Genomic DNA, 23,717 nt, shown 5'->3' with positions numbered 1-23,717 from the left:
GCCAGTGTGATGCCGCTCCACCGGGACATCCACTGGCTTGGTCGACAATGGGCCGTCACGGGCCACGGTCTGCAGCTGATCAATCAGAAGCAGATGGGCTACTACGACATTGAGGCCGCGCGCTTGTGGGAGGCCCGCGTGACCGAGATACAGTCGAAGGTCTGGATCGACAGGCCGGACTTCGACAAGGCACTGGAGATCGCGCGCGGCAAGTTCGCCTATTTAGCGCCGGCCGATCTGCCCCCGCCAGCAGCCGTCGCGCCGCCGCCGGCGCCTCCGGTCCGGGCCGTGCTCCGGGCTCCGCTTGGCGCGGAATCGGTGCCCTCCATCGAGGAGCTGCTGGCGAGGTTGAAATCGAAATCGGTTGCGGCCGCGCCGGTCGCAAAGCCGGCCGAGGAGGCGCCCGCGCGGCCGCCGCTGAAGCCTGAACCGCCCAAGCTTGAAACGCCCAAGCCTGAACCGCCCAAGGTTGAATCGCCCCGGGCTGAACCTGCCGAACGCGGGGCTCCCAAGCCTGAGCCTCCAAACACCGAGCCCATCAGGTCCGAAGCTCCCAGATCCGAAGCTCCAAAGCCCGACGCTTGCCAGGTTGCACCGGTTAAGCCGGAGGCGCCCACGCCGCCGGTTCTCACGACCGTTCGGCAGTCAGCCCGACCGGCGTGGCCGGTGTTCGACCGCAAGATCGCCGGTAGCGGCAGATTCGTGCACCCATGGCGCGTCCCCTCGGCGCGATGGCACGGGCCCGGTTTGCCTCCGCGGCCCTAGCCGGTTAAGACGGCAAATCAACTCAAGAAACCGCAACTCAAGAAACCCGCGTCGAATCGAAACAAGAGGCACTTTGACGGATGCGAATTCTCTGCACCAATGATGACGGCATCCACGCCCCCGGCCTGCAGGTCGTCGAGCAGATCGCACGCGCATTGTCCGACGACGTCTGGATCGTCGCCCCCGAACTCGATCAGTCCGGCGTGTCGCATTCGCTCTCGCTCAACGATCCGCTGCGTCTGCGCGAGGTCAGCCCGCGTCACTTCGCGGTGCGCGGCACGCCGACCGATTGCGTCATCATGGGCGCGCGCCACATTCTCGGAGACAAGCTGCCCGATCTCGTGCTGAGCGGCGTCAACAAGGGCCGCAACGTCGCCGAGGACGTGGTCTATTCCGGCACCATTGCCGGCGCGCTGGAAGGCACCATCCTGGGCTTTCCGTCGTTTGCGTTGTCGCAGGAGTTTTCGATCGAGACGCGCAACGCGCCGCTGTGGGAGACCGCGCTGAAATTCGGGCCCGACATCATCCGCAAGGTGATCGGCGCAGGCGTTCCCCGCAACACCGTCATCAATGTCAACTTCCCGTCCTGCATGCCCGATGACGTCAAGGGCATCCGGATCACGCGGCAGGGCAAGCGCAATCAGGGTTTCCTGAAAATCGATCGTCGTCACGACGGACGCGGCAATCCGTATTTCTGGATCGGCTTCGAGCGCGCGGCGATGATGGATACGCCGGTCGAAGGCACCGATCTCGCCGCGCTTGCCGCGCGCTACGTCTCGGTGACGCCGCTGCGGCTCGACCGCACCGATGAGGCGTTTTCGGAAACGCTGACCGCGACGTTGAAGTGACGCAGGGAATCTATAGCCCGGATGGAGCGCAGCGAAATCCGGGGGAATCTTAAACGCATAGAGCGCAGTCCTGGATTTCGCTGCGCTGCTCCGGGCTACGAATACGAATGCGGGTGAGATTTAAACCGGTGCGCTCCGCATTGCGCTGGAGATCACCTGCGCCAGCGTTTCCAGCTGGAAGGGCTTTTGCAACGCCGGACGATCGCGATACTCCGGTGGCAGGCCGGACGAGCCATACCCGGTTGCGAATATGAAGGGGCGGTTGCGGGCATTGATCAGCTCGGCGACCGGGGTGATCACCTTGCCGTTGACGTTGACGTCGAGGATCGCGAGGTCGAATTCGGTCGATTGCGCGAGCTTGACGGCTTCGCCGATTTCGCCGGCCTCGGCCGCGACACTGTGGCCGAGTTCCTCCAGCATATCGGCGACCATCATCCGGATCATGACCTCGTCCTCAACGAGGAAAACTGAACAGCCCGCCGGCCGTGTCGCTGTCATGATGGAATCCTTGCCCGTCCCCGAAACAGGCTCGCAAATAACGCCAAAAGGCGCAATGCAAACGTTTGGAATTTGTCGGTTTCCAGCGCGCGACGCTGCGTCGCCGGATCGTTTTGACTGACTCTGTTGCGCAGGATTAGAGCAGACTGAGCTCCTGTCCCTGGGCGTTAGCCGCGCATCGCCGGTATTATATGGGAAGCTGCTGTGTTCGCGCCAATACGAAATCGGGCTGCCGGTTCCTGGCGGGGAACAAAAGGTAACGGGAAATTTTTCCTTAACGCGGCATTTCGGATTTCAATGGCATGAAGCTTAAGGAAGATTCCGCGCTACTGCCCAGAGACGCTGATGAACATGGCCGTGAAGCCCGATCCGACCGAGAAGATGATGTTTCAGCTCACCCTGCGGCGGCGAGGGGTCAGTGATCAGGCGGTGCTGCGCACCATGGAGGAGGTTCCGCGCGAGCTGTTCGTCGATCCGCGCGATCGCAACGAGGCCTACCGCGACAGCGCGCTGGGGATCGCCTGCGGGCAGACTATCAGCCAGCCTTTCGTCGTCGCCTACATGACCGAGCAACTGCAGCTGCAGAAGGATCACCGCGTGCTCGAGATCGGCACCGGTTCGGGCTACCAGGCCGCGGTCCTGTCCCGGCTGTGCAAGCAGGTTCTGACCATCGAGCGCTACCGGACGCTGGCTGACGCCGCCCGCAAGCGCCTCGAAAAGCTGGGCTATTACAACATCGAGGTGCTGCTCGGCGACGGCTTCGACGTCCCGGCGGGGGCCGGCGATTTCGACCGCATCATCGTTACCGCGGCAATGGAGCAGATCCCGGAGAAGCTGCTGGAACGGCTCGATCCCGGCGGCATCCTGATCGCCCCGGTCGGGCCGCATCAGGGGACCCAGACCCTGGTCCGCGTGGTGCGCACGGAGAGCGGCTTCGACCGCAAGGAATTGGTCGACGTCCGCTTTGTGCCGGCGCTGCCGGGAATCGCGCGCGAATTGTAAATTCGGCGATTTGCCGCTTGGCACCAACGCCTTATTCGCAGGGTTAAGCGGTTATTTACTCGCGACGTGTTTACTCAAAACAGTCTTTTGTTGCGTACGAGTGAGTAACCATGTCTGGGGTTGTTGAGTTGCTTCGCTCGCGTCGCGTACCGCAGGTTGCGGTGCTGACGCTGATGTCCATGGCTTTTGCCGGTTGCAGCGCCGACATGTCGTCGCGCTTCTCGCAAAACTCTTACTCGCAAAATCCGTTTGCGTTTGATCCGCAGCCGACCGGCACCGTGCAGGCACAGCCGCCGCGCGAGCTGCCGCAATACGCGCGGCCACGAACGCAACCGCAATATTCACAGTATCAGTCACAGCCGTTGCCGCCGCCGGTTGCTGCGCCGCAGTCCTATCCGGTTGCCAATGCCGGCGTCTCCGGAGGCGGGCGCGGGGTTTCGTCCTACACGCCGCCTGCGCAGCCGCAGATCGAAGCCACCGGCACCGTTCCGCATTCGGTCGCCGCAGCGCATGCCGGACACAGCGGCACCACCATCATCGTCGGCACCAGCGATACGCTCGAAGTGCTGGCGCGCCGCTACAACGTCTCGACCGCCGAGATCCTGCGCGCCAATGGCTACAAGGGACCGCGCGCGCTGTCGCCCGGCCAGCAGCTCGTCATTCCGCGCCCGACGGCCGCTGCAGCAGTGCCGGCGATGGCCGCACCGGCCACGCGACCCGTTGCCGTGGCCGCCGCGCCTTCCGGCGTCCACTATGTCAATCGCGGCGACACGCTGCACAGCATCGCGCGCCAGCACCACATTCCCGTGGCGGAGCTTGCCCGCGCCAACAATCTCGATCAATCAGCCCGGCTGAGTCTCGGCATGAAGCTGGTGGTGCCCGGTGCCAAGACCGCGATGGCGGCTCCTGCGCCCGTTGCACAGCCTCTTGCCGCTGCGCCCGTCGCCGTTGCCCCGGCGCCGGCCGTGGCGGCTCCGAAGGTCGTCGCGACGGCGCTGCCGCAGCAGAGCGCGCGGCTGGTGCAGCCGACCGCTACCGTCGAACAGCCGGTCGCCGCCGCAGAAGCGCCGGTTGCCACCAAGTCCAGCGAAGCCACCGGGGCATTGCCGACGTTCCGCTGGCCGGTGCGCGGCAAGGTCATCACCGCCTACGGCTCGAAGACCAACGGCAAGGTCAACGACGGCATCAACGTCGCGGTGCCCGAAGGCACGCCGGTCAAGGCGGCCGAAGACGGCGTCGTCGCCTATTCGGGCAATGAGCTGAAGGGCTACGGCAACCTCGTGCTGGTTCGCCATTCCAACGGCTATGTCACCGCCTACGCTCATGCGAGCGAGCTTCTGGTGAAGCGCGGCGATACGATCAAGCGCGGCCAGGTGATCGCCAAGTCGGGCCAGTCGGGCGAGGCCGGCTCGCCGCAGCTCCATTTCGAAATCCGCAAGGGATCGTCTCCGGTCGATCCGCTCCAGTTCCTCAACGGCGCGTAAGTTACGCGCCGGGACTTCCAAGGGACTTCCAAGTCTCACAACAAAGACAACGGGGGAGGCGCAAGGCCTCCCCCGTTTTGTTTGATTTAGAAGTCGAAGGTCATGCCCGTCGTGACAGCGCGCGCCTTGTTGCCGGCGACCACGTTGTTGTTGGCATCGCGTCCGCAAATGCCATAACCATGACCGCTGACGCCAAGGCAGTAATGCGCGCCGGGGCCGTTCCGCAGGTAGCTGCCGACGAGATACCAGGTCGCGAACGGGCTGAAGTGGTACTTGACGCCGGCTGCATATTGATCGGCGCTGCTGTCGACCGAGTTGAGCGCAAAATCGGCCGATCCCGGTGCTGGAGTGACGGTGTAGTTGTTGAATACGCCGGTGCCTGGCGAGCCGGGAGAGGCGTTGGCATGGGCCCATGACGCGCTGACGTCCCAGGCGCCGACGCTCTGGGTGGCGCTGAGGAAGTAGCCGTCGCGCGACCGCTCGTTGAAGTCGGCGACGGTGTTCTCGCGCCGCATCACCTCGTAGATGCCGTAGAGTTGCAGCTTGCCGATGCCATCGTCGAGGCGATACCCGGCGCCGATCTTCGCGGCCCATTCGTTGGCGATGCCGACGGCTCCTGGCGGAACGATCAGCACGCCGCCATTGCTCAGCGGCGTGACGGCTTCGTCGCCGGTACGGTTGGTGCCCTCATGCATCTCGTAGGCGGCGACCGCCGTGAACGGTCCCTGATTGTAGGTCAGCGAGGCGCTGTAGAGATTGCCGTAGGAGCCGTCGGTGCATCCCTCCGGTGCCGCGGTGAGCGGGAAGCCGCTGCCGCTGCCGCGCGCGGACGTGGCGGGACAATTGAAGTCGCCGAGCGCGAAATCGCTGTTGTCCTTTGCCGTGTTTTGTCCGGGCGAGATCATCAGCGTGGTCTGGAAGCCGTTCCAGACCGGCGATTCGTACCAGAGGGCATGGGCCGCGCGCCAATCGAACTCCGCACGCAGGTCGCCGCCGGTATTGCCCATGATCGAGTTGTAGTCGCCGAGCGTCGCCGAGAACGGGTCGAACTTCGATGTGGCTTTCTTGTACGGCGTGTCGGACTTGCCGGCCTTGATGGTACCCCATGGCGTTGCCATCCCGATGAAGCTGTCGCGCGTTCCGAGCGCGGCACGCTCGGTCGGAACCGCGGCGACCTCGACCAGGGATTCAAACTGGGCGACGGCGGCCCACCCGGCAAAGCCATACGGTGTGAGATCGTGACGCGCGTGGACGCCGAAAAACGTGAGATTACTTGCCACACCGAATTTGGTGCCCTGATCGAACACGCCGGCGTTGAAGACATCTCCTGACAAGTCCACGTGGCCGTAGAGCGTAACGGTGGTGTTGTCGACGAAGGCGTTGCCGCCTGACGCCTTGCTGTAGAGCGGCGCGCCTCCGATGCTTACGACGGCGTGCTCGGATGCCGCTGGCGTCGGGGAGGGGGCAACGGCCGCATGCTGGACCGGATTGCCCTTCGTTGTCGAAGCCGCAGCTGCGGCCGGAGCCGGGCGGCTGGTAATGTGATTCACGCGATCCCTGAGTTGAGCGTTCTCCTTGGCGAGCTTTGCATTGTTTCGTTCGAGTGCATCCAGACGTGCCATGACGTCGTCGAGCGTTGCCGCACGCACCGGCTGTTGCGTGAGCGCCAGGCAAATCGCCGCGGATGCAGTTCCTGCCAGCAGTCTCTTTTTCATTCGATTCCCCCATTTGCCAATCGCCTCAGCGGAAGGCTGGGGCTGCAAACAGGTGGAAATGCTAATGTATACCAAATGCCAGATACACGGCGGGCGGATGCTCTGAAGACGATAAACCCGCCGTGTGACAAAATAGGTACTATGATACTATTGCAGTGCATCAATTTGTCGCAGCGGCGTTTCTGGAATAAGTTTTGACTTACTTGGACGGCGCTGAAGCCCTTGATAAAAATACAGTTTTCGGAATGCGTCAGTGTCGCTGACAAGTTATGCTTGCGACGCAATATGAATTGCCCATTCTGGGATAATGAATGCCAAAATGCAGGTCGCGCGGAGCGGAGCCAGGCTTGGCTTGCGGTTCTATACTACCCTAACGGGTCGAGGGCCGCCTGAGATGCGCGCGACCATGTCGCGCAGGAATTGCGGCGGCCCATGCGCGTGCCATTCGCCGTCCGATTGCAGCAGCAGCGGCCGCCGCTTGTCGCGGCTGAAGGCTTCGAGCCAGGCGCATGCCTTTGCCTTCGGGCGCGTACCGACGGCAACCGCGACATCGACGGGGATGGTCCGCCAGGAGAAGCTTGCGGGAAGGAAGATGAGGTCGGATTTGTCGGGACGCATCCAGTCAGGCAGCGGGCTTGTCGGCGTAAGCCATCCGCAGACGAAATTCCGGCACGGATCGACCGGACGCTCGTCATAGATGGTGCATTGGCCGGCGCTGCTGAATGGGCACGGCTGCCCCGGATGCACGTCGTGGCCACGGATCCGGATTTTCAGCCAGCCATCGCAGCACGCGGTGCACTCGCCACATCGTCTCGCAGTCGTGCTGGGTTCGGCCGGCATGCGTCGAGTGTACCCACGCCGCACCGAATCCAGAAGGCCTGCGATTTGCCGGACGTGCGGCTCGCGCTATGCGCCGCTCAGCCGCACGCCGAGCCGGCCGGCGAGTTCCTGCGTGTACTGCCAGGCGACGCGGCCGGAGCGCGAGCCGCGGGTGGTCGACCATTCGAGCGCCTCGCGCTCGAGTTCGTCCTCGGCGATCTTGATGCCGTAATGGTCGCAATAGCCCTTCACCATCGCAAGGTACTCGTCCTGGCTGCAGCGGTGGAAGCCAAGCCAGAGACCGAACCGATCCGACAGTGATACTTTCTCTTCGACCGCTTCGCCCGGATTGATCGCGGTCGAGCGTTCGTTCTCGATCATCTCGCGCGCCAGCAAATGTCGCCGGTTCGAGGTCGCATAGAGGATGACGTTCTCGGGGCGTCCCTCGATGCCGCCTTCCAACACCGCCTTGAGCGATTTGTAGGAGGCGTCGTTGCCGTCGAACGAGAGGTCGTCGCAGAACACGATGAAGCGGAAGGAGGAGCTGCGCAGAAGGTCCATCAGGCCGGGCAGGCTCTCGATGTCCTCGCGATGGATCTCGATCAGCTTGAGCCGGTCGGCCGGCTTGCGATCGACATTGATGCTGGCATGGGTGGCCTTGACCAGCGACGACTTGCCCATGCCGCGGGCGCCCCAGAGCAGCGCATTGTTGGCGGGCAGTCCGTTGGCGAAGCGCTCGGTATTTTCCATCAAGATATCGCGCATCCGGTCGACGCCCTTGAGCAGGCCGATCTCGACACGGCTGACGCGCGGCACCGGGGCAAGGCGTCCGTCCGGATGCCAGACAAAGGCGTCCGCGGCGCCGAATGAGCGGGCCGGATCGGAGGCCGGGGAGGCGTCCGCAAGGCGGCTCGCGATGGCCTCCAGGGCGCTCGCGATCCGCTCGGCGGCCGCGCCGTCGAGCTGCATGACCGGGCGTTTTGTCGCGGCGTTTGCGGCGCGCTTGGCGGCAGCTTTGGGGGCGGTTTTGCTGGTTGTTTTACTGGTGGTTTTTTTGGCTTTTTTCGGCATTTGTCCAGTTCCTGACGGCGCAGCCTTATCGGGCTGGCGGCGGTCCCGCAAGCGCCCTAAATGAAGGTCCGTTAACGTTGCAATTGGGACCGCGGCCGCTATAGTCCGCGCGAATTTGTCCGGACCGCCATACCGCCCCGAAGGTCGAGGGCGCTGCCGGTTCTTTCCCGTCTTATCCGAGGATCGTCCGAATGCTGATTACTCCTGCGTTTGCTCAGGCTGGAGCAAGTGGTGACACCAACAGCATGTTGATGTCGCTGCTGCCATTCGCGCTGATCTTCGTCATCATGTACTTCCTGATTCTGCGCCCGCAGCAGAAGAAGGTGCGCGATCATGCGGACCTCGTGAAGAACATCCGCCGCGGCGACACCGTGGTGACCTCGGGCGGCCTGGTCGGCAAGGTGACCAAGGTGGTCGACGACGACCAGATCGAGTTCGAGATTTCGGATGGCGTTCGCGTGCGGCAGATGCGCCAGATGATTTCGGGCGTGCGGACCAAGGGTGAGCCGGCGAAGGGCGACGCCAAGGACGAGGCGTCCGCGAGCTGATCGCCGCGGAGCCCCTTGCCGAATCTGACAGGTCAATTCGATGTTGTATTTCACGCGGTGGCGAGCGCTGGGGATTATCCTGACAGCGCTGGTGGTCTGCCTGTGCGCCGTGCCCAATTTCTTCCCCGAAGCGCAGGTCAAGACCTGGCCGGCCTGGGCGCAGCGGCGCCTCGTGCTCGGTCTCGATTTGCAGGGCGGGTCGTACCTCTTGCTCGAGGTCGACGCCAACTACGTGAAGAAGGAAAAGCTCGAACAGGTTCGTGACGACACAAGAAAGGCGCTGCGTGACGCCCGGATCGGCTTCACCGGAGGCATCACGATCCGCAACGACGCCGTCGAGGCCCGGATCGCGAAGGAGGCCGATGTTCCGGCGGCGCTGACCAAGCTTCGCGAGATCGCGCAGCCGATCGGCGGCCTGCTCGGCTCCAGCGGCCAGCGCGATGTCGACGTGACCGACGCCGGGGGCGGCTTGATCCGCCTGACCGTGTCGCAGCCCGCGATGATCGAGCGGATGCGCAAGACCATCGAGCAGTCGATCCAGATCGTCGAGCGCCGCGTCAACGAGCTCGGCACCGTCGAGCCCTTGATCCAGCGTCAGGGCACCGACCGCATCCTGGTGCAGGTGCCGGGCCTGCAGGACCCGACCCATCTGAAGGAGCTGCTCGGCAAGACCGCGAAGATGGAATTCCGCATGGTCGACACCACGGCGTCGCCTGATCAGGCCACGGTGCCGGCGGATTCGGAGCGGCTGGTGAGCGCGTCGCCGCCACCGGTTCCGTACATCGTGAAGAAGCAGGTGCTGGTGTCCGGAGCTGAACTGTCCGATGCTCAACCCGGCTTCGACCAGCGCACCGGCGAAGCAATCGTCAGCTTCAAGTTCAATACCTCGGGCGCGCGCAAATTCGCTCAGGCGACCGCCGACAATGTCGGCCAGCCGTTTGCGATCGTGCTCGACAACAAGGTGATCTCGGCGCCCGTGATTCGTGAACCGATCACCGGCGGGCAGGGCCAGATCTCCGGCAGCTTCACCGTGCAATCGGCCAACGATCTGGCGATCCTGATGCGCGCCGGTGCGCTGCCGGCGCCGCTGACCGTGGTCGAGGAGCGCACCGTCGGTCCCGGCCTCGGCCAGGACTCGATCGAGAAGGGCGAGCTGGCGGCCTATGTCGGCTCGATCTTGGTGATCGTGTTCATGTTGCTCACCTACCGGCTGTTCGGGGTGTTCGCCAACATCGCCGTGGCCATCAACGTCGCCATGATCTTCGGGCTGCTGTCGCTGCTCAACGCCACGCTGACCTTGCCCGGCATCGCCGGCATCGTGCTGACGGTCGGCATCGCGGTCGACTCCAACGTGCTGATCTACGAGCGCATCCGCGAGGAATTGCGCGGCGGCCGCAACGCGATCTCGGCGATCGACGCCGGGTTCAAGCGGGCGCTCGCGACCATCCTCGATTCCAACATCACCACCTTCATCGCTGCCGCCGTGCTGTTCTACATCGGCACCGGACCGGTCCGCGGCTTTGCCGTGACGCTCGGCATCGGCATCATCACCACGGTGTTCACCGCCTTTACCCTGACGCGCCTGATCGTCGCGGCATGGGTGCGGTGGAAGCGGCCGCAAACCGTGCCGATCTGAGAGGCCTATTGTGACTCATACCGTTCTCATTGGCCTTGGCATCCTGATCGCCGCGCTGACCGTGGTCGCGGCGCTCGGCCTCCTGCCGTCGCTGCGCATCGTGCCCGACGACACGCATTTCGACTTCACGCGCTTCCGCCGCATCAGCTTCCCGATCTCGGCGCTGCTCTCGATCGTCGCGATCACGCTGTTCTTCACCCACGGCCTGAATTTCGGCATCGACTTCAAGGGCGGCACGCTGCTGGAAATACGGGCCAAGTCCGGCACCGCCGACATCGCCGCGATGCGCACGACCTTGAACGGCCTCGGTCTCGGCGAGGTGCAGTTGCAGCAACTCGGCGGTACGGGCGAGTCTGACGTGCAGATTCGCGTCGCTGAGCAGCCGGGCGGCGACAAGGCCCAGCAGGATGCGGTGGGCAAGATCCGCGGCGCACTCGGTGAGTCCGTCGATTACCGCCGCGTCGAGGTGGTGGGACCGCGGGTCTCGGGTGAACTGCTCGCCTACGGCATGCTCGGCCTGATGCTCGCGATCGTCGGCATCCTGATCTATCTCTGGTTCCGGTTCGAGTGGCAGTTCGCGCTCGGCGCCATGATCGCCAACGTCCACGACATCGTGCTGACGATCGGCTTCATGTCGGTCACCCAGGTCGATTTCGACCTCACCAGCATCGCGGCGTTGCTGACAATTCTCGGTTATTCGCTCAACGATACCGTCGTCATCTACGACCGCATCCGCGAGATGCTGCGGCGCTACAAGAAGATGCCGATGCCGCAGCTGCTCAACGAATCGATCAACTCGACGCTGTCGCGCTCGATCATCACCCACGTCACCGTGACCCTGGCGCTGCTCGCGCTGCTGTTGTTCGGCGGCCACGCGATCCACAGCTTCACCGCGGTCATGATGTTTGGCGTGGTGCTGGTCGGCACCTACACCTCGATCTTCATCGCGGCACCGATCCTGATCTACCTCGGCGTCGGCACCACGCGGCGCGACGCCGCCGATGATGAATCGGAGAAGAAGCCGAACGCGGCAGCCAAGAAGTAGCGGCTCATGAGCAACTCCTCGGACGCTCCCCATCTTCCGAGGTCGGCGCCGATCGAGGCCTACGGCAAGGGCGGCTTCGCGTTCGCCGATATGTCGCACCGCGGCTCGCTGCTGTGCTTGCCCGACTCGATGTGGGCCTGGCCGGTGACCAGGGCGCAGGAGATCGACGAATATTCGCTGCAAAAGGTATTCGCGGCCGCCAATGCGATCGATACGCTGATCGTCGGCAGCGGCACCGAGGTCTGGGTGCCGCCTAAGGGCCTGCGCGAGGCCCTGCGCGCGGTGCGGGTGGTGCTCGACCCGATGCAGACGGGCCCTGCGATCCGCACCTACAACATCATGCTGGGCGAGCGGCGTCGCGTCGCGGCGGCCCTGATCGCGGTGCCATGAGCGCGACGGAGGCGCCGACCGACGGCGCGGCGTTCTGCGCCGATCTGGTGCGAAGCCATGACTTCGTGCGTTACGCGTCGACCTTGTTCATGCCGGGTCCGGAGCGCCGCGCGCTGCTCGCCATCTACGCCTTCAATATCGAGGTCTCGCGCGTGCACGAGCAGGTCAGTCAGCCGCTGCCCGGCGAGATGCGGCTGCAATGGTGGACCGACATGCTGGCGGGCGCCGGACACGGCGGCGTCGAGGGCAATCCGGTCGCGGCCGAGCTGCTGTATGCGATCCGCAATCACCGCCTGCCGGTCTCGCCATTCTCGCTCCTGGTCGAGGAGCATCAGTTCGATCTCTACAACGACCCGATGCCGTCGCTGGCCGCGCTCGAGGGCTACCTCGACGCCACGGTGGCAGCGCTGTTCGCGCAGGCGACGCGCGTGGTGGCGCGGCCGTCGGAGGCGATCGATCATTTGGCCCGTCATGCCGGCCTCGCCCAGGGCATCGCGCAGGTCATCGCCGGGCTCGGCCGCGATGCCTCGCGGCAGCAACTTTTTCTGCCGGTCGAGCTGTTGCAACAGCACGGCAGCAGCAAGGAAGAGGTGTTTGCCGGCAAGCCGACGCCGAACATCCGCGCGGCGATCGATCAGCTGGCGGAGGAGGCTCAAGCTCATCTCAAGACCGCATTCGGACTGCTTGCGGATGTGCCGTCCGGCGTGCGGCCGATCTTCCTGCCGCTCGCTTACGTCAGGCGCGAATTGAGCCGGGCGAGGGGCGCCGACTACGATCCGTTCCTGCCGAAGCCGGTCTCTCGGCTGCGCACGCTCTGGACGTTGTGGCGAGCGGCGCGCACCGAGGAGTTCGGTCGCTAGCTCTATTGTTTCGCTAGGATATGCTTGGTGAAGATCCGGATCGTCGCACCTCTGACCACCGGGCTGCTGTCATAGACGTCGGATGCGATTTGCTCGACGGCGTCGCGGAGCGCAACAAATTGCGCCTGCCGCGCCATGCTCGCCGTTCCACGTGTGCCGGCCAGCTCGTCCATTGCGGCGTCGCTGATCTGGCATTCGATTTCCTGATCGCCGTTCATCATGGTGAATCCGAACGCAAGGCGTTCGGAATCATATCCCCCGATACGGCCACGGGTGAGTGGCATTGGACTTGTCCCTTTGAGCGCGCTAGCCCTCACGAGATTGGCGCGTCGAGCTGCGTTTGTCGAGAGTGCGCGCGCTTCAGCGCGCCGGCCGATCCATCTCGGCAACTTCGAAATTGAAGCGGTCGCGCAGATTCTTGCGTTGCTCGAGGATGTCCTTGAGGAACTCGCGATCAGCGTCACTGCGCATCATCGGCTCGATCAGGTCGATCTGGTTCATGGCGACGAGTTGCAGGATCTCGGTACGCGGCTTGCCGGCCGCATCGCGGGGCAACGCGTGCACGACCTGGATGTGTTCGGGCGGCTTGACGCCCTTAGCTGTGGCAAGCTCGCTCCGCAGCGTCTTCTCCAGCGCAGACTGGTCGGCCTCGACGAAGGCGTAGAGGCCGACGCCGACGCGCCGGTCGGCAAAGGCGACGATCGCGGTGTCGCGCACGTCGGGATTCCTGCGGATCAGATCGACCAGCACCGGCGCGTCGTTGACCAGCCGCCGGCCGCCGCCCTCGCGGTCGGTGAAATTGAAGATGCCGCGGGTAATCGCCTGATAGACCTTCTTGCCGGTCTTGAGCCAGAGGCTGGCGACCGCAGACTTCTTCGCGAGCACCTTGCGCTCCTTCGGCGTCAACGCCTCCGGCGCGTAGCTGCGCTTGTGCTTCAACAGATGCCGCAGATCTTCATAGGCCGCGATGCGGAACAGCCGGCTTCGGGTCTTGAAGCAGGCGGCGAGCTGAAAGTCGGTGAGGTAGGCGCGACCGTCGCGGCCGACCAGCCAGTTCTGCTCCTTGGCGAGGTCGTTGTGGCAGATGCCGGCGCGATGCAGCTTGCGCAACGCAGCCTTGGCAGAGCGGAAATAGGCGACGTCGCCATGCGGCTTCGCCAGATGCAGCGCCGCGCCGTCGATGAAGCCGCGTACCAGTGCGCGCCTGCCTGCCCATAACAGCTTGGGGCCGACGTCAAGATCGCGCGCCAAGGTCAGCGCGCGACGTTCGCGCGAGAACAGATGCAGCGCCACGGCGAACGACCAGAACGGCACCTGATCGAGCCGGCGCAGCACGCCGTCGACCTCGCCGTCATCGGTCCGGAAACGGCCGCGCTCGACCGTCGAGAACACGTCGCGCTTGAGCAGCACGCCCTGGCTCCATCGCGCCGACAGGATGGCGCCGTCGTCTTTCGGCAAGCTCATGACGGTCAAGCCGCTGCCGCAACGCGCAGGTGCTCTGCGATCCAGTGGTCGAGGTCGGTGAGTGCCCGCGCACTGATCGCCTGCTTCTTGGCGATGGTCTTCTCGTTGCCGCGCAGACGCGAGCCGTCCGGCTTCTTGGTCGGAGGGCTGGCCAGCGGCGGGAACAGACCGAAATTAATGTTCATCGGCTGAAATGAACGCGAACCGGCGTCGATCGTCTCGATATGGCCACCGGTGATGTGACCGAGCAGCGCACCGAGCGCGGTGGTGGCGGGCGGTGGCGTCAACGGCGTGCCGCGCATGTCGGCGGCGGCGCAAAGGCCCGCGATTAAGCCGACGCTGGCCGACTCGACATAACCCTCGCAGCCGGTCATCTGGCCGGCGAAACGCAGCCGCGGCTGCGTGCGCAGGCGCAACTGGCCGTCGAGCAGCTTCGGCGAGTTCAGGAAGGTGTTGCGATGCAGGCCGCCGAGGCGGGCGAATTCCGCGTTCTCAAGACCCGGAATGGTACGGAACACGCGCTGCTGCGCGCCGTGCTTCAGCTTGGTCTGGAAGCCGACGATGTTATAGAGCGTGCCGAGCTTGTTGTCCTGCCGCAGCTGGACGATCGCATATGGCTTGACCGTCGGATCGTGCGGATTGGTCAATCCGACCGGCTTCATCGGACCGTGGCGCAGCGTCTCCGGACCGCGCTCGGCCATCACCTCGACCGGCAGGCAGCCGTCGAAATAGGGCGTGTTGGTCTCCCAGTCCTTGAAGTCGACCTTCTCGCCGTCGATCAGCGCCGCGACGAAGGCGTCATATTGCTCCTTGGTCATCGGGCAATTGATGTAGTCGGCGCCGGTGCCGCCGGGACCGACCTTGTCGTAGCGCGACTGAAACCAGGCCACCGACATGTCGATGGAATCCTTGTGCACGATCGGCGCGATCGCATCGAAGAACGCCAGCGCGCTCTCGTCGGTGAGCTGCCTGATGGCGTCGGCGAGCGGCGCCGAGGTGAGGGGACCGGTGGCGACGATCACATTGCTCCAGTCGGCCGGCGGGAGCCCTGCGACCTCCTCGCGACTGATCTCGATCAGCGGATGTTCGCTCAGTGCTTTGGTGACGGCAGCAGAGAAGCCATCGCGGTCGACCGCCAGCGCGCCGCCGGCCGGCACCTGGTTGGCATCGGCCGAGCGCATGATGAGGGAGCCCAGCCGCCGCATCTCGGCGTGCAGCAGCCCGACCGCATTGTTGGCGGCGTCGTCGGAGCGGAAAGAATTCGAGCAGACCAGTTCGGCGCAGCCTTCGGTCCGGTGCGCCTCGGTCATCCGGCGTGGACGCATCTCATGCAGAACGGCACGGGCGCCGGAATTGGCAACCTGCCAGGCGGCTTCCGAGCCGGCGAGCCCTGCGCCCACGATGTGCACGGGTTGGGAAGAGGATTGAAGCGGTGTCATCGCGCAGCGTTAGCGCGTTTCGAGTCCATATGCATCTGAAACCGCACCAAAAACGAGAACGCCCGCTGTGGAAGCGGGCGTTATCCGTTCATCAGATGGCTTGCGGGCCGATTAACCGTTGTAGGTACCGGCGGCAACGCGCGGAATGTCCGAGCGGTCGAGGCCGATATCGGCCAGTTCACGATCGCTGAGCTGGGACAGTTCGCTGACATTGCGCTGATAATCCCGGAAAGCCTGGATCATGCGGATGAGCGAGAGCAACATGGTAGTCTCCTAGTAATTCAGATTCAGCTTTTCAAAGCCTCATCGTTGAAGTGAATATAGATGATATGGTGCGACGCGGTAGTTCCAATGGTGCGATGCAGCTAAGCCTAAAACGCATGGCGGCAGTAAGTTTCGATTAACCGTTTGGGGCTTGCCGGGAAGGCCCATAAACGAAAGTTCCGCCGTCGCGGCGCGGTCCGCAAAAATATGTCTAAAATCAATTAATTGGTGGAATTTCGGTGTGCCGGATCACACTTGATACATGGTAGCTAAAGACCGCCCAATCAAGTTTTCCCGCGCCTCACTGGCCGGATCACGGCCACGTGTTCCATGCGTGATTCGCATGCGACAAGATGCCATAGAAATGATTATTTGTTCATCTTATGAGGCCCTCGCACACGCCAAATGGGCGTAGCGTCAATCAGTCGCATTGACGTAAGAGGTGATTTGATCCGTCCACGTCGCGTGGAATCTCCGTCCCGTCCGGCGCGTCGCGCTGAATGTGCTGAGGATTATCGGAAGTGCATTCGATTGAACTGAACGCTGGCAACGAAGCTAATGCGGCGCCGCCTCCTTACCGGCATGTAATCGAAACACTATGCAACGCATGCGCGATCCGCGCGCAGCGCCGATCACATTCGCGTCGCGCGAAGTTCATTCCGAACGGCGCCAGGAACAGCGAATAATTGCGCTGCAGATTCCGCAATCACGCAGGGATCTGTCCAAGAACAAGAGATGGATCATTCCCATGATTAAAACATTCATCGCCGCAGCCACCATGGCTGCCGTTGCTTACGCTGTCGCTGCTCCTGCTCAGGCCGCACATCGCCACCACATGGGTGTCGGCTGCAGCGGTGCCAATTTCGGCAAGACTGAAGCTGCGGTCGAAGCTATGGCCGACAATGAGGCCAAATTCGCGGCGGAGAAGGAAGTCTCGCTCGCGCAGGACGCAATGCTGAACAACAAGTGGGGCGCATGCGGCGCGCACCTCAGCAAAGCCGCCGAAGAGAGCATGGCGAAGTAAGCTTCTGATCATGGAATAAGGGCCGATTGCCTGGGGCAATCGGCCCTTTGATTTGCGTACCGCGTGATCGGCTCGGTTGGGTCAGAAACTACTGCTCGCAATCACGCTTCGAAACTTATCGAAGCGGCCGGTTACGCTTCACGGATTGTCGAACGCCCTTCTTCCGTTCTGGATGGAGTACCGATGATTTGCCCTCTTCGCGCCGATTCACGCACATCCGAGGGGGGCGCTCCGTATTGACGACGAAAGGTGCGGTTGAAATAGGACACGTCGCCGAAACCGACCTCAAAGGCGACCGCGCTCACAGGCCGATCGGCATAGCGTGGATTGACGAGCAATCGATGCGCTCGCGCGAGACGGCGCCCAAGCACGAATTGTGAAAATGTGGTCCCGTCGGCTTCAAACATCCGTTGCACCTGGCGCGGGGTGACGGCGTGCCGCCGCGCTACAGTCGCAACCGTGAGATTACTATGATTGAGATGGTCGATGATATCGGCTTTGATGGCACGCAGCCGCGCTGCGCGCACGCCCCGCCCATGGGCAAGAGCCGCGGCATCTCCCGTTGCGCCGAGCGCCACAGCGATCAGATCGTGCACATGCGAGGCCACGTGGTGCCGTAGCTGAGGCGTGGCAAGCGCATAATCCTCCTGCAGCGCTCCAACATAGTTCACCAGCAATTTCAGTGCCTCGGTGGAGCGCGCGATCGGCTGCATCACGGAGGAATCGACGCTGCTCACCAGCGGCGCCAGCGCCTGCCGTGGAACGTGAAGGCACAGAATCTTCGCCGGGGCAGGGCAGACCATCGCGACCGGATCCGCCGAGCTGACCAACAGCCCGTCGCCGGCGCTCCACCTGACCTCGCATCTACGCTGCACCATCATGGCATCGTGCGAACCCGTCACCAGAACAAGCCCGTCGTTGCCATCCGTCAACTGTTCGGCACCCCGCTCGTAGCGAAACGCCGACATGCTGGCCGACGTGATGGACAGCCCGGGGAGCATCCGCACGGTCACGTCCGCATGCAATGAATGATCCGGCAGTGGCGTGAGGTCGGCATTCAGCACCAGCCGGCCGTACAGATCACGCCATGCGGCCATGCGGTCCTGTTCGGCAAAATCTTCCAGGGAAAACCGGGAAAGTGCAACGTCGTCGGCCGTCGAGGTCATCGGGAAACTCAGGCTGTCGCAACAGATGTCGCCGAATTGCCGCGTCTGGTTCACCAAGGCGACCCGGTTCGGCGGCAAAAACCGCACGCGACGCAGGGGCTTCTAGCCAATGACTCGGCTGTGTCAAAGCCCCGAGATATGTTCCATCCGTGGTCGCTCCTGCGGCAATTCCGAGTTCGACCGCACGTCCCATGGCCGAAACGTATACAAACTTGAAAATCCCGACCCGCCAGGTCGTTTTCATCCAATGCGTTGTCGCGCCTGTCCAAGCCGGCGGGCGGGCACGTCGCTAAAAGCCATCGCGCAAGCTTGGTTCATTCGCAGAAAGATATGATGTGATCCTAACACTGCCTTTGCGTGTTGAAGTCGCGCCCGGCGACGTCAGGCTTGCTACACGGGTGTCACGGGCGTACTGGCCGTGTTCCCCGGAATGATGATGTTTGCCTGGATCGTGTTCCGCAATACCCAAGACGTTGTAAAGCTCACAGTTCGAACTTCATGCGCGCACTGATCCTGACTGCGGCGTGGCTTGTCCTCGTTGCCGGAACCAACACATCCACCGCCGAAGGCGCAGCAACGTCCTGCCAGTTGATCAATGGCAAGTCGATGATGCAGGCCGAACTGCTGTTTGGACGCCGGATCGCCGGACATGGCCGCGTATCGGACGCCCAATGGTCGGACTTCCTTCTGAGGGAGGTGACACCGCGCTTCCCAGATGGATTGACCCAGCTCAGGGCTTCCGGCCAATGGCGCGACCCGGACACCGGCCGGATCACACGCGAGCCGTCCTTTGTCGTGCGCATCATCGCTGCCGAGACCCCGGAGACCTTGGCGCGCCTGACACAGATCAGCACCGCGTACAGGCAGCGCTTTCATCAACAGTCGGTTGGCCTCACGCTCTCGACCACTTGCGCATCGTTCTGAACGCTCGCTGTAACCGCGACATCCATCCCGATCGCGCGCCCCAGGTTTTGCTCGCCGGCCAGATGACAGGAATCTGCGCCTATCTTGCAGCAGCAAACGATCTCATGGCGCTTTGGCGAGTTGGGTGGCGAAGTAGCCGATCGTCTTGGCGTACACCTCGCTCTTGTTCCACTGCTGGATGACCGCGAAATTCTCGCTGCCGGGCTCCCAGCCTTTGCCCTTTTTCCAGCCGTAGCTCTTCAGGAAGTTCGCCGTCGACGCCAGCACATCAGGCACGTTGTGCAACAGGTCGCGTTTGCCGTTGCCGTCGAAATCGACCGCGAACTTGATGTAGGAGGACGGCATGAACTGGGTCTGGCCGATCTCGCCGGCCCAGGCGCCGCGCATCTCCTGCGGCGTGAGATCGCCACGCTCGACGATGCGCAACGCATCCATCAACTCGGCCTTGAACATGTCGGAGCGGCGGCAATCATAGGCCAGCGTCGCCAGCGAGCGCATGGTGGGAAACTTGCCGGTGTTGACGCCGAAATCGGTCTCCAGCCCCCAGATCGCGACCAGGATCTCGCCGGGCACGCCGTAGGCCTCCTCGATCCGCGACAGCACCGAGCCGTAGCGCTTCATCATATCGGAGCCGCGATTGAGCCGCGGCGGCACCATGCGACCCGAGAACTGCTCGAAAGTCTGGCTGAACACCTGCTGCGAATGGTCGCGCGCCAGGATAGCCTTGTCCTGCGTGACGCCATTCAACCCGGCCTGGATCGCATTCTGCGAAATGCCCTTGGTCACAGCCTCTTTCTTGAAGTCGTCGAGCCAGGACTCGAACGTGCCGGTGCCGCATTGGGCGGCGAGCGCAGACGCGGTCGAGGTCAAGAGCCACGCCCCGACGGCGAGCGTGTGAAAGGAAAAGCGCGAGGTCATAGGCAATTGCACTCCGGCATCTGCGATGTCATCGATTGGTCGCGAAACCCGGCAGGTATGTTCGCGGCAACAGCGGCCAAAACATGGCTCGTGATCGAGCCGTTGATCTCAGGCATTGCTGCAAATGCCACGCCAACTTCATACCCATTTGACGATCCGGAACGACAAACCGCCGGCCGAATATAATCGGCCGGCGGTTGCTTTGGAGTTTACGAGTTCGGGTTAACGGGCGCTTATCCGCGATCGCTGCGCCGCCACGGGAACAGGTTGGCCGGGAAGTCGGCGGCGGGCTTGCGCTCGCGCGGCTCGGGGATCACCGGCCGTGCATTCGGATCCTTGACGATGACCTCGCGATAGAGATGCCAGGTGGCGTGACCGAGCAGGGGGATCACGACGGCAAGCCCGAGGAAGAACGGGATCGTACCGAGCACCAGCAACAGCGCGACGATCAGGCCCCAGGCAGCCATCGGCACCGGATTCTGTGCAACGGCACGCATCGACGTCACCATGGCTTCGCCGGCGGTCGCATGGCGGTCGAGCATCATGGGGAAGGCGACCACGCTGATGCAAAGCGCGACGAGCGCGAACAGAAAGCCGACGCTGCAGCCCACCACGATCAACCACCAGCCCTGCGGGGTGGTCAGCACGCGCGCGGCAAAATCGGGAATGTCGGCCGCGACCTGATAGCCGAACACCGCGGTGTAGATCGCCTGCGCCGTCGCGATCCAGGTCACGAACAATGCGAACAGCAACGTTCCGACCCCGAGCATCGCGCCGAACGACGGCGAGCGGAATACCTGCATGGCGTCCCATGCGGATGCCTCACCGCCGTCCTCGCGGCGGCGGCTCATCTCGTAGAGGCCGATCGCGGCGAACGGGCCGAGCAGGGCGAAGCCCGCGGCCAGCGGAAACAGCAGCGGCAGCACGGAATAGCCGTGCACGGTGCGCGCAAGCACGATGCCGAGCACGGGATAGATCAGACACAGGATGATGGCGTGGCTTGGTACTGCCTTGAAGTCTTCCCAGCCGAGACGCAGCGCTTGATGCAGATCGGACAGGCCGATGGTGCGGACAACCGGCGCGGATGCGGTGTCTTGTCCGCTCTGCGTCATCCCTGTGACATTGCCTTGGTATGGAGTGGCCATGGTCGTTGTCTCCCTCTGGGCGGGCGCATTCTGCGCCCGGTGCGCGGGCACAAACGTACCGCCTCTCGAAGCGATCACGAGCAAGCCAGACGCGAAAGACAAAGCAGGGAACTGGCCGTGTCGCGAACTGTGCAGCAAGGGTACTCCCAAACCGCGGCAAAAGCACTCACGCTTAAGTGAATGTCGCATTGGCAAGCTATTGAGGGAGCGATACAGTTGAACTGCGACCTTGGTCAGCCGGCGCTTTGCCGTTTGGCCTTCACATCTCAACTCTCTTGGGAGCGAACGATGAGCATTTTCGGAAAAATCATGGGCGCGATCTTCGGCAGCAGCGCCAGCGCCGCGCCCGCCGGCGGAACGGCCACGAGCGCAGCTCCCGCCGGTGGATCCGGCAGCGCATCGGCGTCTCCTGCCGCGGTGCCCGCCGGCGCGGCGCCCGCCCAGTCCGTTGATGTCGCCCCGATCCTCGACAAGGCGGTTGCCGCGAAGGGCGAGAAGCTCGAGTGGCGGACCTCGATCGTCGATCTGATGAAGGCGCTCGACATCGACTCCAGCCTGTCGGCGCGCAAGGAGCTCGCCAAGGAGCTCGGCTACACCGGCGATACCAACGATTCCGCCAGCATGAACATCTGGCTGCACAAGCAGGTGATGACCAAGCTCGCGGCCAACGGCGGCAAGCTGCCCCCGGATATCAAGCACTGACGGGATCGCCTTCCCGCAGACGGTCAGGGCCCGCGCCAGCGTGGGCCCTTTTTTATGGACCGGCGAACATCTATAGATCGGCGAACAAGAAGGAGAACGCCCATGAAAATTCCCATGAAAACTCCCAAGAAAGCTTCCGTGACTGATCTCGACCGCCGCACGATGCTTGCGACCGGCGCCCTCGCGCTGGCCGGTGCCGCCGCGCAATCCGCGCCGGCCCACGCTGAGGCCGCACCGAAGGCGATATTTCCGGTCCCCGCCGTGACGATCCCGATCGTCGGCGCCGCCGAGGTGTTCCAGGTTCGCCGCATCTACTGCATCGGCCGCAACTACGCCGCGCACGCGATTGAGCGCGGCTCCGATCCGACCCGCGAGCCGCCGTTCTTCTTCCAGAAGCCAACCGATGCGATCCAGAATGTCGCGATCGGCACGGTCGCCGATCATCCCTATCCGTCGCTGACCAAGAACTATCACCACGAGGTCGAGCTGGTCGCGGCGCTGAAGTCCGGCGGCACCAACATCCCCGCCGACAAGGCGCTCGATCACGTCTACGGCTACGCGCTCGGCCTCGACATGACGCGGCGCGATTTGCAGAACGGCATGGCCGCGGAAAAGAAGCCGTGGGAGATCGGCAAGAGTTTTGACCACGCCGCGGTGCTGGGGCCGATCCATCCGGCTGACAAGACCGGCCATTTCACGCACGGCGCGATCTCGCTCGCAGTCAACGGCACGGTGCGGCAGAGTTCGGATCTGAAGAACATGATCTGGAGCGTTGCCGAGCAGATCGCAAAGCTCTCAGAGGCGTTCGAGCTGAAGGCCGGCGACATCATCTATTCCGGCACGCCGGAGAATGTCGGCCCGGTCGTCAAGGGGGACGTGCTGCTCTGCAAGCTAGAGGGCCTGCCCGATATGTCGATCAAGATCGTCTGAGGCCGAGCAGGGCCCTATTCGGCAAGGTCCGCGTATTCCGGATGCTTGTCGAGGTAATCCACCACGAAGCCGCATCCGGCGATCACCTTGTGGCCGTCGGCGCGGATCAGCTCCAGCGCCCCCTTGACCAGCTCCGACGCGATGCCGCGGCCGCGCAGGGCGCGCGGTGTCTCGGTGTGGGTGATGATGACGGCCGAAGGCGTCCGCCGGTAGTTCGCAAAGGCTAGCCCGCCCTCGGTGTCGAGCTCGAAGCGGTTTTGGTCCCTGTTGTCCCGGACGGTAGCCATCGCAAAATCCTGATTGATTCACCGGCCCCTGATCTAAGCGGGTGAACCCGCCAGCGCAAAGCCGCGACGAAGCCGCATATTTGGCATTTTTGGATTGATATGCGCATTTTGGCGTGCCTGAGCGCCACATTCGCGGCTCGGCGGGACGCGTGCCTCGAAGCCGTCGGTCCTGCCGCATCGCACACTGGCCGATCGGGCCTTGCGGGCCGATGCAATTTGATTAGGCTTGATCTCCAGACATACGCCCTGATGCGGCCGATGGTCGTCAGGTACGGAGTGATGGGACCGGCCGCTGACGTATGCCCCTTGTCGCAAGGAGGTTCGTCATGTCGGACAATCGTTTCTTCGGCACACACCGCCCCTGGGAGGACTGGCTCGGCATGTTGCTCGGCGTGCTGATCATGGTCTCGCCCTGGTTTCCGATGCAGGTCAGCGACGTCGTCGATGTCGAGCGCAGCCACCTGGTGCTCAACAGCTTCGTGGTCGGCATGCTGGTGCTGGGCCTCGCCCAGCTCGAATATGTCGCGCTGCATCGCTGGGAGGAGGTGGCGAGCATCGTGCTCGGCCTCTGGCTGATCGCGTCGCCCAACATCTTCGGCTATTCGGATGACCAGACGCTGCAGCTCTGGCACATCCTGCTCGGCGGGCTGGTCGCCATGATCGGCGCCTTGCAGCTTTGGCAGGACTGGAACCTGAGCGAGCAGGAACTGGCCAAGCATCCGCAGTAGTGGTCCGGGCAAGCAACCAAGGGGCTCGCCGCCATCGGCGCGCGG

General features: G+C 63.5%; 26 protein-coding genes. 14 read left to right on the top strand and 12 right to left on the bottom strand.

All coding sequences use genetic code 11. The features are described from left to right. The first annotated feature begins 6 nt into the window (after window positions 1-6). Window positions 7-765 carry a hypothetical protein gene (locus tag ACVISU_RS01930; protein ID WP_456705808.1) on the top strand — a complete coding sequence of 253 codons (759 nt, stop codon included), beginning with the start codon at window positions 7-9 and terminating at the stop codon, window positions 763-765. An 80-nt stretch (window positions 766-845) separates the two neighbouring features. After that, window positions 846-1,613: a 5'/3'-nucleotidase SurE gene (surE, locus tag ACVISU_RS01925; protein WP_456705807.1), complete on the top strand. Its 768-nt coding sequence runs from the start codon at window positions 846-848 to the stop codon at window positions 1,611-1,613. A gap of 120 nt (window positions 1,614-1,733) precedes the next feature. Here the strand turns inward: surE and ACVISU_RS01920 are convergent, their stop codons facing one another. Continuing rightward, complete coding sequence (locus ACVISU_RS01920) at window positions 1,734-2,111, bottom strand: response regulator (RefSeq protein ID WP_083991871.1); 378 nt, start codon at window positions 2,109-2,111, stop codon at window positions 1,734-1,736. Window positions 2,112-2,456: 345 nt separating this feature from the next. Between ACVISU_RS01920 and ACVISU_RS01915 the strand changes: the two genes are divergently transcribed. Continuing rightward, a complete protein-coding gene (locus ACVISU_RS01915) occupies window positions 2,457-3,113 on the top strand; it encodes a protein-L-isoaspartate(D-aspartate) O-methyltransferase (RefSeq protein ID WP_050400521.1) in 657 nt (218 codons plus the stop codon). Window positions 3,114-3,223: 110 nt separating this feature from the next. Next, entirely contained in the window at window positions 3,224-4,597 is a 1,374-nt protein-coding gene (locus ACVISU_RS01910) for a peptidoglycan DD-metalloendopeptidase family protein (RefSeq protein ID WP_456705806.1), read from the top strand. A gap of 86 nt (window positions 4,598-4,683) precedes the next feature. On the opposite strand, the gene ACVISU_RS01905 is transcribed toward ACVISU_RS01910, so the two are convergent. From ACVISU_RS01905 to ACVISU_RS01895, 3 genes are all read right to left on the bottom strand, one after another. Next, complete coding sequence (locus tag ACVISU_RS01905; protein WP_456705805.1) at window positions 4,684-6,312, bottom strand: porin; 1,629 nt, start codon at window positions 6,310-6,312, stop codon at window positions 4,684-4,686. Between the two features lie 360 nt (window positions 6,313-6,672). Next, window positions 6,673-7,152 carry a hypothetical protein gene (locus ACVISU_RS01900; protein ID WP_456705804.1) on the bottom strand — a complete coding sequence of 160 codons (480 nt, stop codon included), beginning with the start codon at window positions 7,150-7,152 and terminating at the stop codon, window positions 6,673-6,675. Window positions 7,153-7,218: 66 nt separating this feature from the next. After that, window positions 7,219-8,202 carry an ATP-binding protein gene (locus ACVISU_RS01895; RefSeq protein ID WP_456705803.1) on the bottom strand — a complete coding sequence of 328 codons (984 nt, stop codon included), beginning with the start codon at window positions 8,200-8,202 and terminating at the stop codon, window positions 7,219-7,221. A 191-nt stretch (window positions 8,203-8,393) separates the two neighbouring features. Between ACVISU_RS01895 and yajC the strand changes: the two genes are divergently transcribed. From yajC to ACVISU_RS01870, 5 genes are read left to right on the top strand one after another with little or no spacing between them, the layout of a single operon-like run. Continuing rightward, the gene (gene yajC / locus ACVISU_RS01890) at window positions 8,394-8,750 is read left to right on the top strand and encodes a preprotein translocase subunit YajC (RefSeq protein WP_021081225.1); all 357 of its coding nucleotides are present in this window, start codon (window positions 8,394-8,396) and stop codon (window positions 8,748-8,750) included. A 40-nt stretch (window positions 8,751-8,790) separates the two neighbouring features. Then, a complete protein-coding gene (gene secD, locus ACVISU_RS01885; RefSeq protein ID WP_456705802.1) occupies window positions 8,791-10,386 on the top strand; it encodes a protein translocase subunit SecD in 1,596 nt (531 codons plus the stop codon). Between the two features lie 10 nt (window positions 10,387-10,396). Next, entirely contained in the window at window positions 10,397-11,431 is a 1,035-nt protein-coding gene (secF, locus tag ACVISU_RS01880) for a protein translocase subunit SecF (RefSeq protein WP_456705801.1), read from the top strand. A 6-nt stretch (window positions 11,432-11,437) separates the two neighbouring features. Next, on the top strand, window positions 11,438-11,821 hold the full coding sequence (locus ACVISU_RS01875) for an Mth938-like domain-containing protein (RefSeq protein WP_050400515.1): 384 nt from the start codon (window positions 11,438-11,440) through the stop codon (window positions 11,819-11,821). Beyond that, entirely contained in the window at window positions 11,818-12,681 is an 864-nt protein-coding gene (locus ACVISU_RS01870) for a phytoene/squalene synthase family protein (RefSeq protein WP_456705800.1), read from the top strand. Before ACVISU_RS01875 ends, ACVISU_RS01870 begins: the two co-directional genes overlap by 4 nt. A gap of 2 nt (window positions 12,682-12,683) precedes the next feature. Here ACVISU_RS01870 and ACVISU_RS01865 read toward each other — a convergent pair whose 3' ends face one another. The 4 genes from ACVISU_RS01865 to ACVISU_RS01850 form a co-directional block, all read right to left on the bottom strand. Continuing rightward, the gene (locus ACVISU_RS01865; protein ID WP_050400513.1) at window positions 12,684-12,965 is read right to left on the bottom strand and encodes a DUF1488 family protein; all 282 of its coding nucleotides are present in this window, start codon (window positions 12,963-12,965) and stop codon (window positions 12,684-12,686) included. Window positions 12,966-13,041: 76 nt separating this feature from the next. Beyond that, window positions 13,042-14,145: a serine/threonine protein kinase gene (locus ACVISU_RS01860; protein WP_456705799.1), complete on the bottom strand. Its 1,104-nt coding sequence runs from the start codon at window positions 14,143-14,145 to the stop codon at window positions 13,042-13,044. Window positions 14,146-14,150: 5 nt separating this feature from the next. Continuing rightward, window positions 14,151-15,584 carry a methylenetetrahydrofolate--tRNA-(uracil(54)-C(5))-methyltransferase (FADH(2)-oxidizing) TrmFO gene (gene trmFO, locus ACVISU_RS01855; protein WP_456705798.1) on the bottom strand — a complete coding sequence of 478 codons (1,434 nt, stop codon included), beginning with the start codon at window positions 15,582-15,584 and terminating at the stop codon, window positions 14,151-14,153. Between the two features lie 111 nt (window positions 15,585-15,695). Beyond that, the gene (locus ACVISU_RS01850) at window positions 15,696-15,848 is read right to left on the bottom strand and encodes a DUF1127 domain-containing protein (protein ID WP_016846063.1); all 153 of its coding nucleotides are present in this window, start codon (window positions 15,846-15,848) and stop codon (window positions 15,696-15,698) included. 598 nt (window positions 15,849-16,446) lie between these two features. Between ACVISU_RS01850 and ACVISU_RS01845 the strand changes: the two genes are divergently transcribed. Further along, window positions 16,447-16,872, top strand: coding sequence for a hypothetical protein (locus ACVISU_RS01845; protein ID WP_456705797.1), 426 nt, complete (start codon window positions 16,447-16,449; stop codon window positions 16,870-16,872). A gap of 131 nt (window positions 16,873-17,003) precedes the next feature. Here the strand turns inward: ACVISU_RS01845 and ACVISU_RS01840 are convergent, their stop codons facing one another. Further along, window positions 17,004-18,038, bottom strand: a complete 1,035-nt coding sequence (locus tag ACVISU_RS01840) for an AraC family transcriptional regulator (protein WP_456705796.1) — start codon at window positions 18,036-18,038, stop codon at window positions 17,004-17,006. Between the two features lie 498 nt (window positions 18,039-18,536). Here ACVISU_RS01840 and ACVISU_RS01835 point away from each other — a divergent pair, with 498 nt between their 5' ends. Continuing rightward, window positions 18,537-18,962 (top strand): DUF3574 domain-containing protein, encoded by a 426-nt coding sequence (locus ACVISU_RS01835; RefSeq protein WP_456705795.1) that lies wholly within the window; start codon window positions 18,537-18,539, stop codon window positions 18,960-18,962. A 102-nt stretch (window positions 18,963-19,064) separates the two neighbouring features. Here the strand turns inward: ACVISU_RS01835 and ACVISU_RS01830 are convergent, their stop codons facing one another. Both ACVISU_RS01830 and ACVISU_RS01825 read right to left on the bottom strand, forming a co-directional pair. Beyond that, window positions 19,065-19,880, bottom strand: a complete 816-nt coding sequence (locus tag ACVISU_RS01830; protein ID WP_456705794.1) for a lytic murein transglycosylase — start codon at window positions 19,878-19,880, stop codon at window positions 19,065-19,067. Window positions 19,881-20,113: 233 nt separating this feature from the next. Beyond that, window positions 20,114-21,025, bottom strand: a complete 912-nt coding sequence (locus ACVISU_RS01825) for a DUF2189 domain-containing protein (protein ID WP_456705793.1) — start codon at window positions 21,023-21,025, stop codon at window positions 20,114-20,116. Between the two features lie 288 nt (window positions 21,026-21,313). Here ACVISU_RS01825 and ACVISU_RS01820 point away from each other — a divergent pair, with 288 nt between their 5' ends. After that, the gene (locus ACVISU_RS01820; RefSeq protein WP_456705792.1) at window positions 21,314-21,727 is read left to right on the top strand and encodes a DUF3597 domain-containing protein; all 414 of its coding nucleotides are present in this window, start codon (window positions 21,314-21,316) and stop codon (window positions 21,725-21,727) included. A 138-nt stretch (window positions 21,728-21,865) separates the two neighbouring features. Next, window positions 21,866-22,657, top strand: coding sequence for a fumarylacetoacetate hydrolase family protein (locus ACVISU_RS01815; protein ID WP_050400631.1), 792 nt, complete (start codon window positions 21,866-21,868; stop codon window positions 22,655-22,657). 14 nt (window positions 22,658-22,671) lie between these two features. On the opposite strand, the gene ACVISU_RS01810 is transcribed toward ACVISU_RS01815, so the two are convergent. Further along, the gene (locus ACVISU_RS01810) at window positions 22,672-22,944 is read right to left on the bottom strand and encodes a GNAT family N-acetyltransferase (protein WP_050400505.1); all 273 of its coding nucleotides are present in this window, start codon (window positions 22,942-22,944) and stop codon (window positions 22,672-22,674) included. Window positions 22,945-23,270: 326 nt separating this feature from the next. On the opposite strand from ACVISU_RS01810, the gene ACVISU_RS01805 reads away from it, so the two are divergent. Further along, window positions 23,271-23,672, top strand: coding sequence for an SPW repeat protein (locus ACVISU_RS01805; protein WP_050400504.1), 402 nt, complete (start codon window positions 23,271-23,273; stop codon window positions 23,670-23,672). Window positions 23,673-23,717: the final 45 nt, after the last annotated feature.

The sequence above is a fragment of the Bradyrhizobium sp. USDA 4452 genome (assembly GCF_054063575.1).
Note: the sequence above shows the minus strand (reverse complement) of the source record. Positions and strands in the feature narration are given on the sequence as shown.

Coding starts and splice junctions, on each gene's coding strand:
- ACVISU_RS01900 (WP_456705804.1), bottom strand. CDS start 7,152: ATGCCGGCCGAACCCAGCACGACTGCGAGACGATGTGGCGAGTGCACC.
- ACVISU_RS01825 (WP_456705793.1), bottom strand. CDS start 21,025: ATGGCCACTCCATACCAAGGCAATGTCACAGGGATGACGCAGAGCGGA.
- ACVISU_RS01920 (WP_083991871.1), bottom strand. CDS start 2,111: ATGACAGCGACACGGCCGGCGGGCTGTTCAGTTTTCCTCGTTGAGGAC.
- yajC (WP_021081225.1), top strand. CDS start 8,394: ATGCTGATTACTCCTGCGTTTGCTCAGGCTGGAGCAAGTGGTGACACC.
- ACVISU_RS01910 (WP_456705806.1), top strand. CDS start 3,224: ATGTCTGGGGTTGTTGAGTTGCTTCGCTCGCGTCGCGTACCGCAGGTT.
- ACVISU_RS01840 (WP_456705796.1), bottom strand. CDS start 18,038: ATGACCTCGACGGCCGACGACGTTGCACTTTCCCGGTTTTCCCTGGAA.
- ACVISU_RS01835 (WP_456705795.1), top strand. CDS start 18,537: ATGCGCGCACTGATCCTGACTGCGGCGTGGCTTGTCCTCGTTGCCGGA.
- ACVISU_RS01870 (WP_456705800.1), top strand. CDS start 11,818: ATGAGCGCGACGGAGGCGCCGACCGACGGCGCGGCGTTCTGCGCCGAT.
- ACVISU_RS01820 (WP_456705792.1), top strand. CDS start 21,314: ATGAGCATTTTCGGAAAAATCATGGGCGCGATCTTCGGCAGCAGCGCC.
- ACVISU_RS01895 (WP_456705803.1), bottom strand. CDS start 8,202: ATGCCGAAAAAAGCCAAAAAAACCACCAGTAAAACAACCAGCAAAACC.
- ACVISU_RS01805 (WP_050400504.1), top strand. CDS start 23,271: ATGTCGGACAATCGTTTCTTCGGCACACACCGCCCCTGGGAGGACTGG.
- ACVISU_RS01810 (WP_050400505.1), bottom strand. CDS start 22,944: ATGGCTACCGTCCGGGACAACAGGGACCAAAACCGCTTCGAGCTCGAC.
- ACVISU_RS01875 (WP_050400515.1), top strand. CDS start 11,438: ATGAGCAACTCCTCGGACGCTCCCCATCTTCCGAGGTCGGCGCCGATC.
- ACVISU_RS01830 (WP_456705794.1), bottom strand. CDS start 19,880: ATGACCTCGCGCTTTTCCTTTCACACGCTCGCCGTCGGGGCGTGGCTC.
- secD (WP_456705802.1), top strand. CDS start 8,791: ATGTTGTATTTCACGCGGTGGCGAGCGCTGGGGATTATCCTGACAGCG.
- surE (WP_456705807.1), top strand. CDS start 846: ATGCGAATTCTCTGCACCAATGATGACGGCATCCACGCCCCCGGCCTG.
- ACVISU_RS01915 (WP_050400521.1), top strand. CDS start 2,457: ATGAACATGGCCGTGAAGCCCGATCCGACCGAGAAGATGATGTTTCAG.
- ACVISU_RS01860 (WP_456705799.1), bottom strand. CDS start 14,145: ATGAGCTTGCCGAAAGACGACGGCGCCATCCTGTCGGCGCGATGGAGC.
- trmFO (WP_456705798.1), bottom strand. CDS start 15,584: ATGACACCGCTTCAATCCTCTTCCCAACCCGTGCACATCGTGGGCGCA.
- ACVISU_RS01845 (WP_456705797.1), top strand. CDS start 16,447: ATGCAACGCATGCGCGATCCGCGCGCAGCGCCGATCACATTCGCGTCG.
- ACVISU_RS01850 (WP_016846063.1), bottom strand. CDS start 15,848: ATGTTGCTCTCGCTCATCCGCATGATCCAGGCTTTCCGGGATTATCAG.
- ACVISU_RS01905 (WP_456705805.1), bottom strand. CDS start 6,312: ATGAAAAAGAGACTGCTGGCAGGAACTGCATCCGCGGCGATTTGCCTG.
- ACVISU_RS01865 (WP_050400513.1), bottom strand. CDS start 12,965: ATGCCACTCACCCGTGGCCGTATCGGGGGATATGATTCCGAACGCCTT.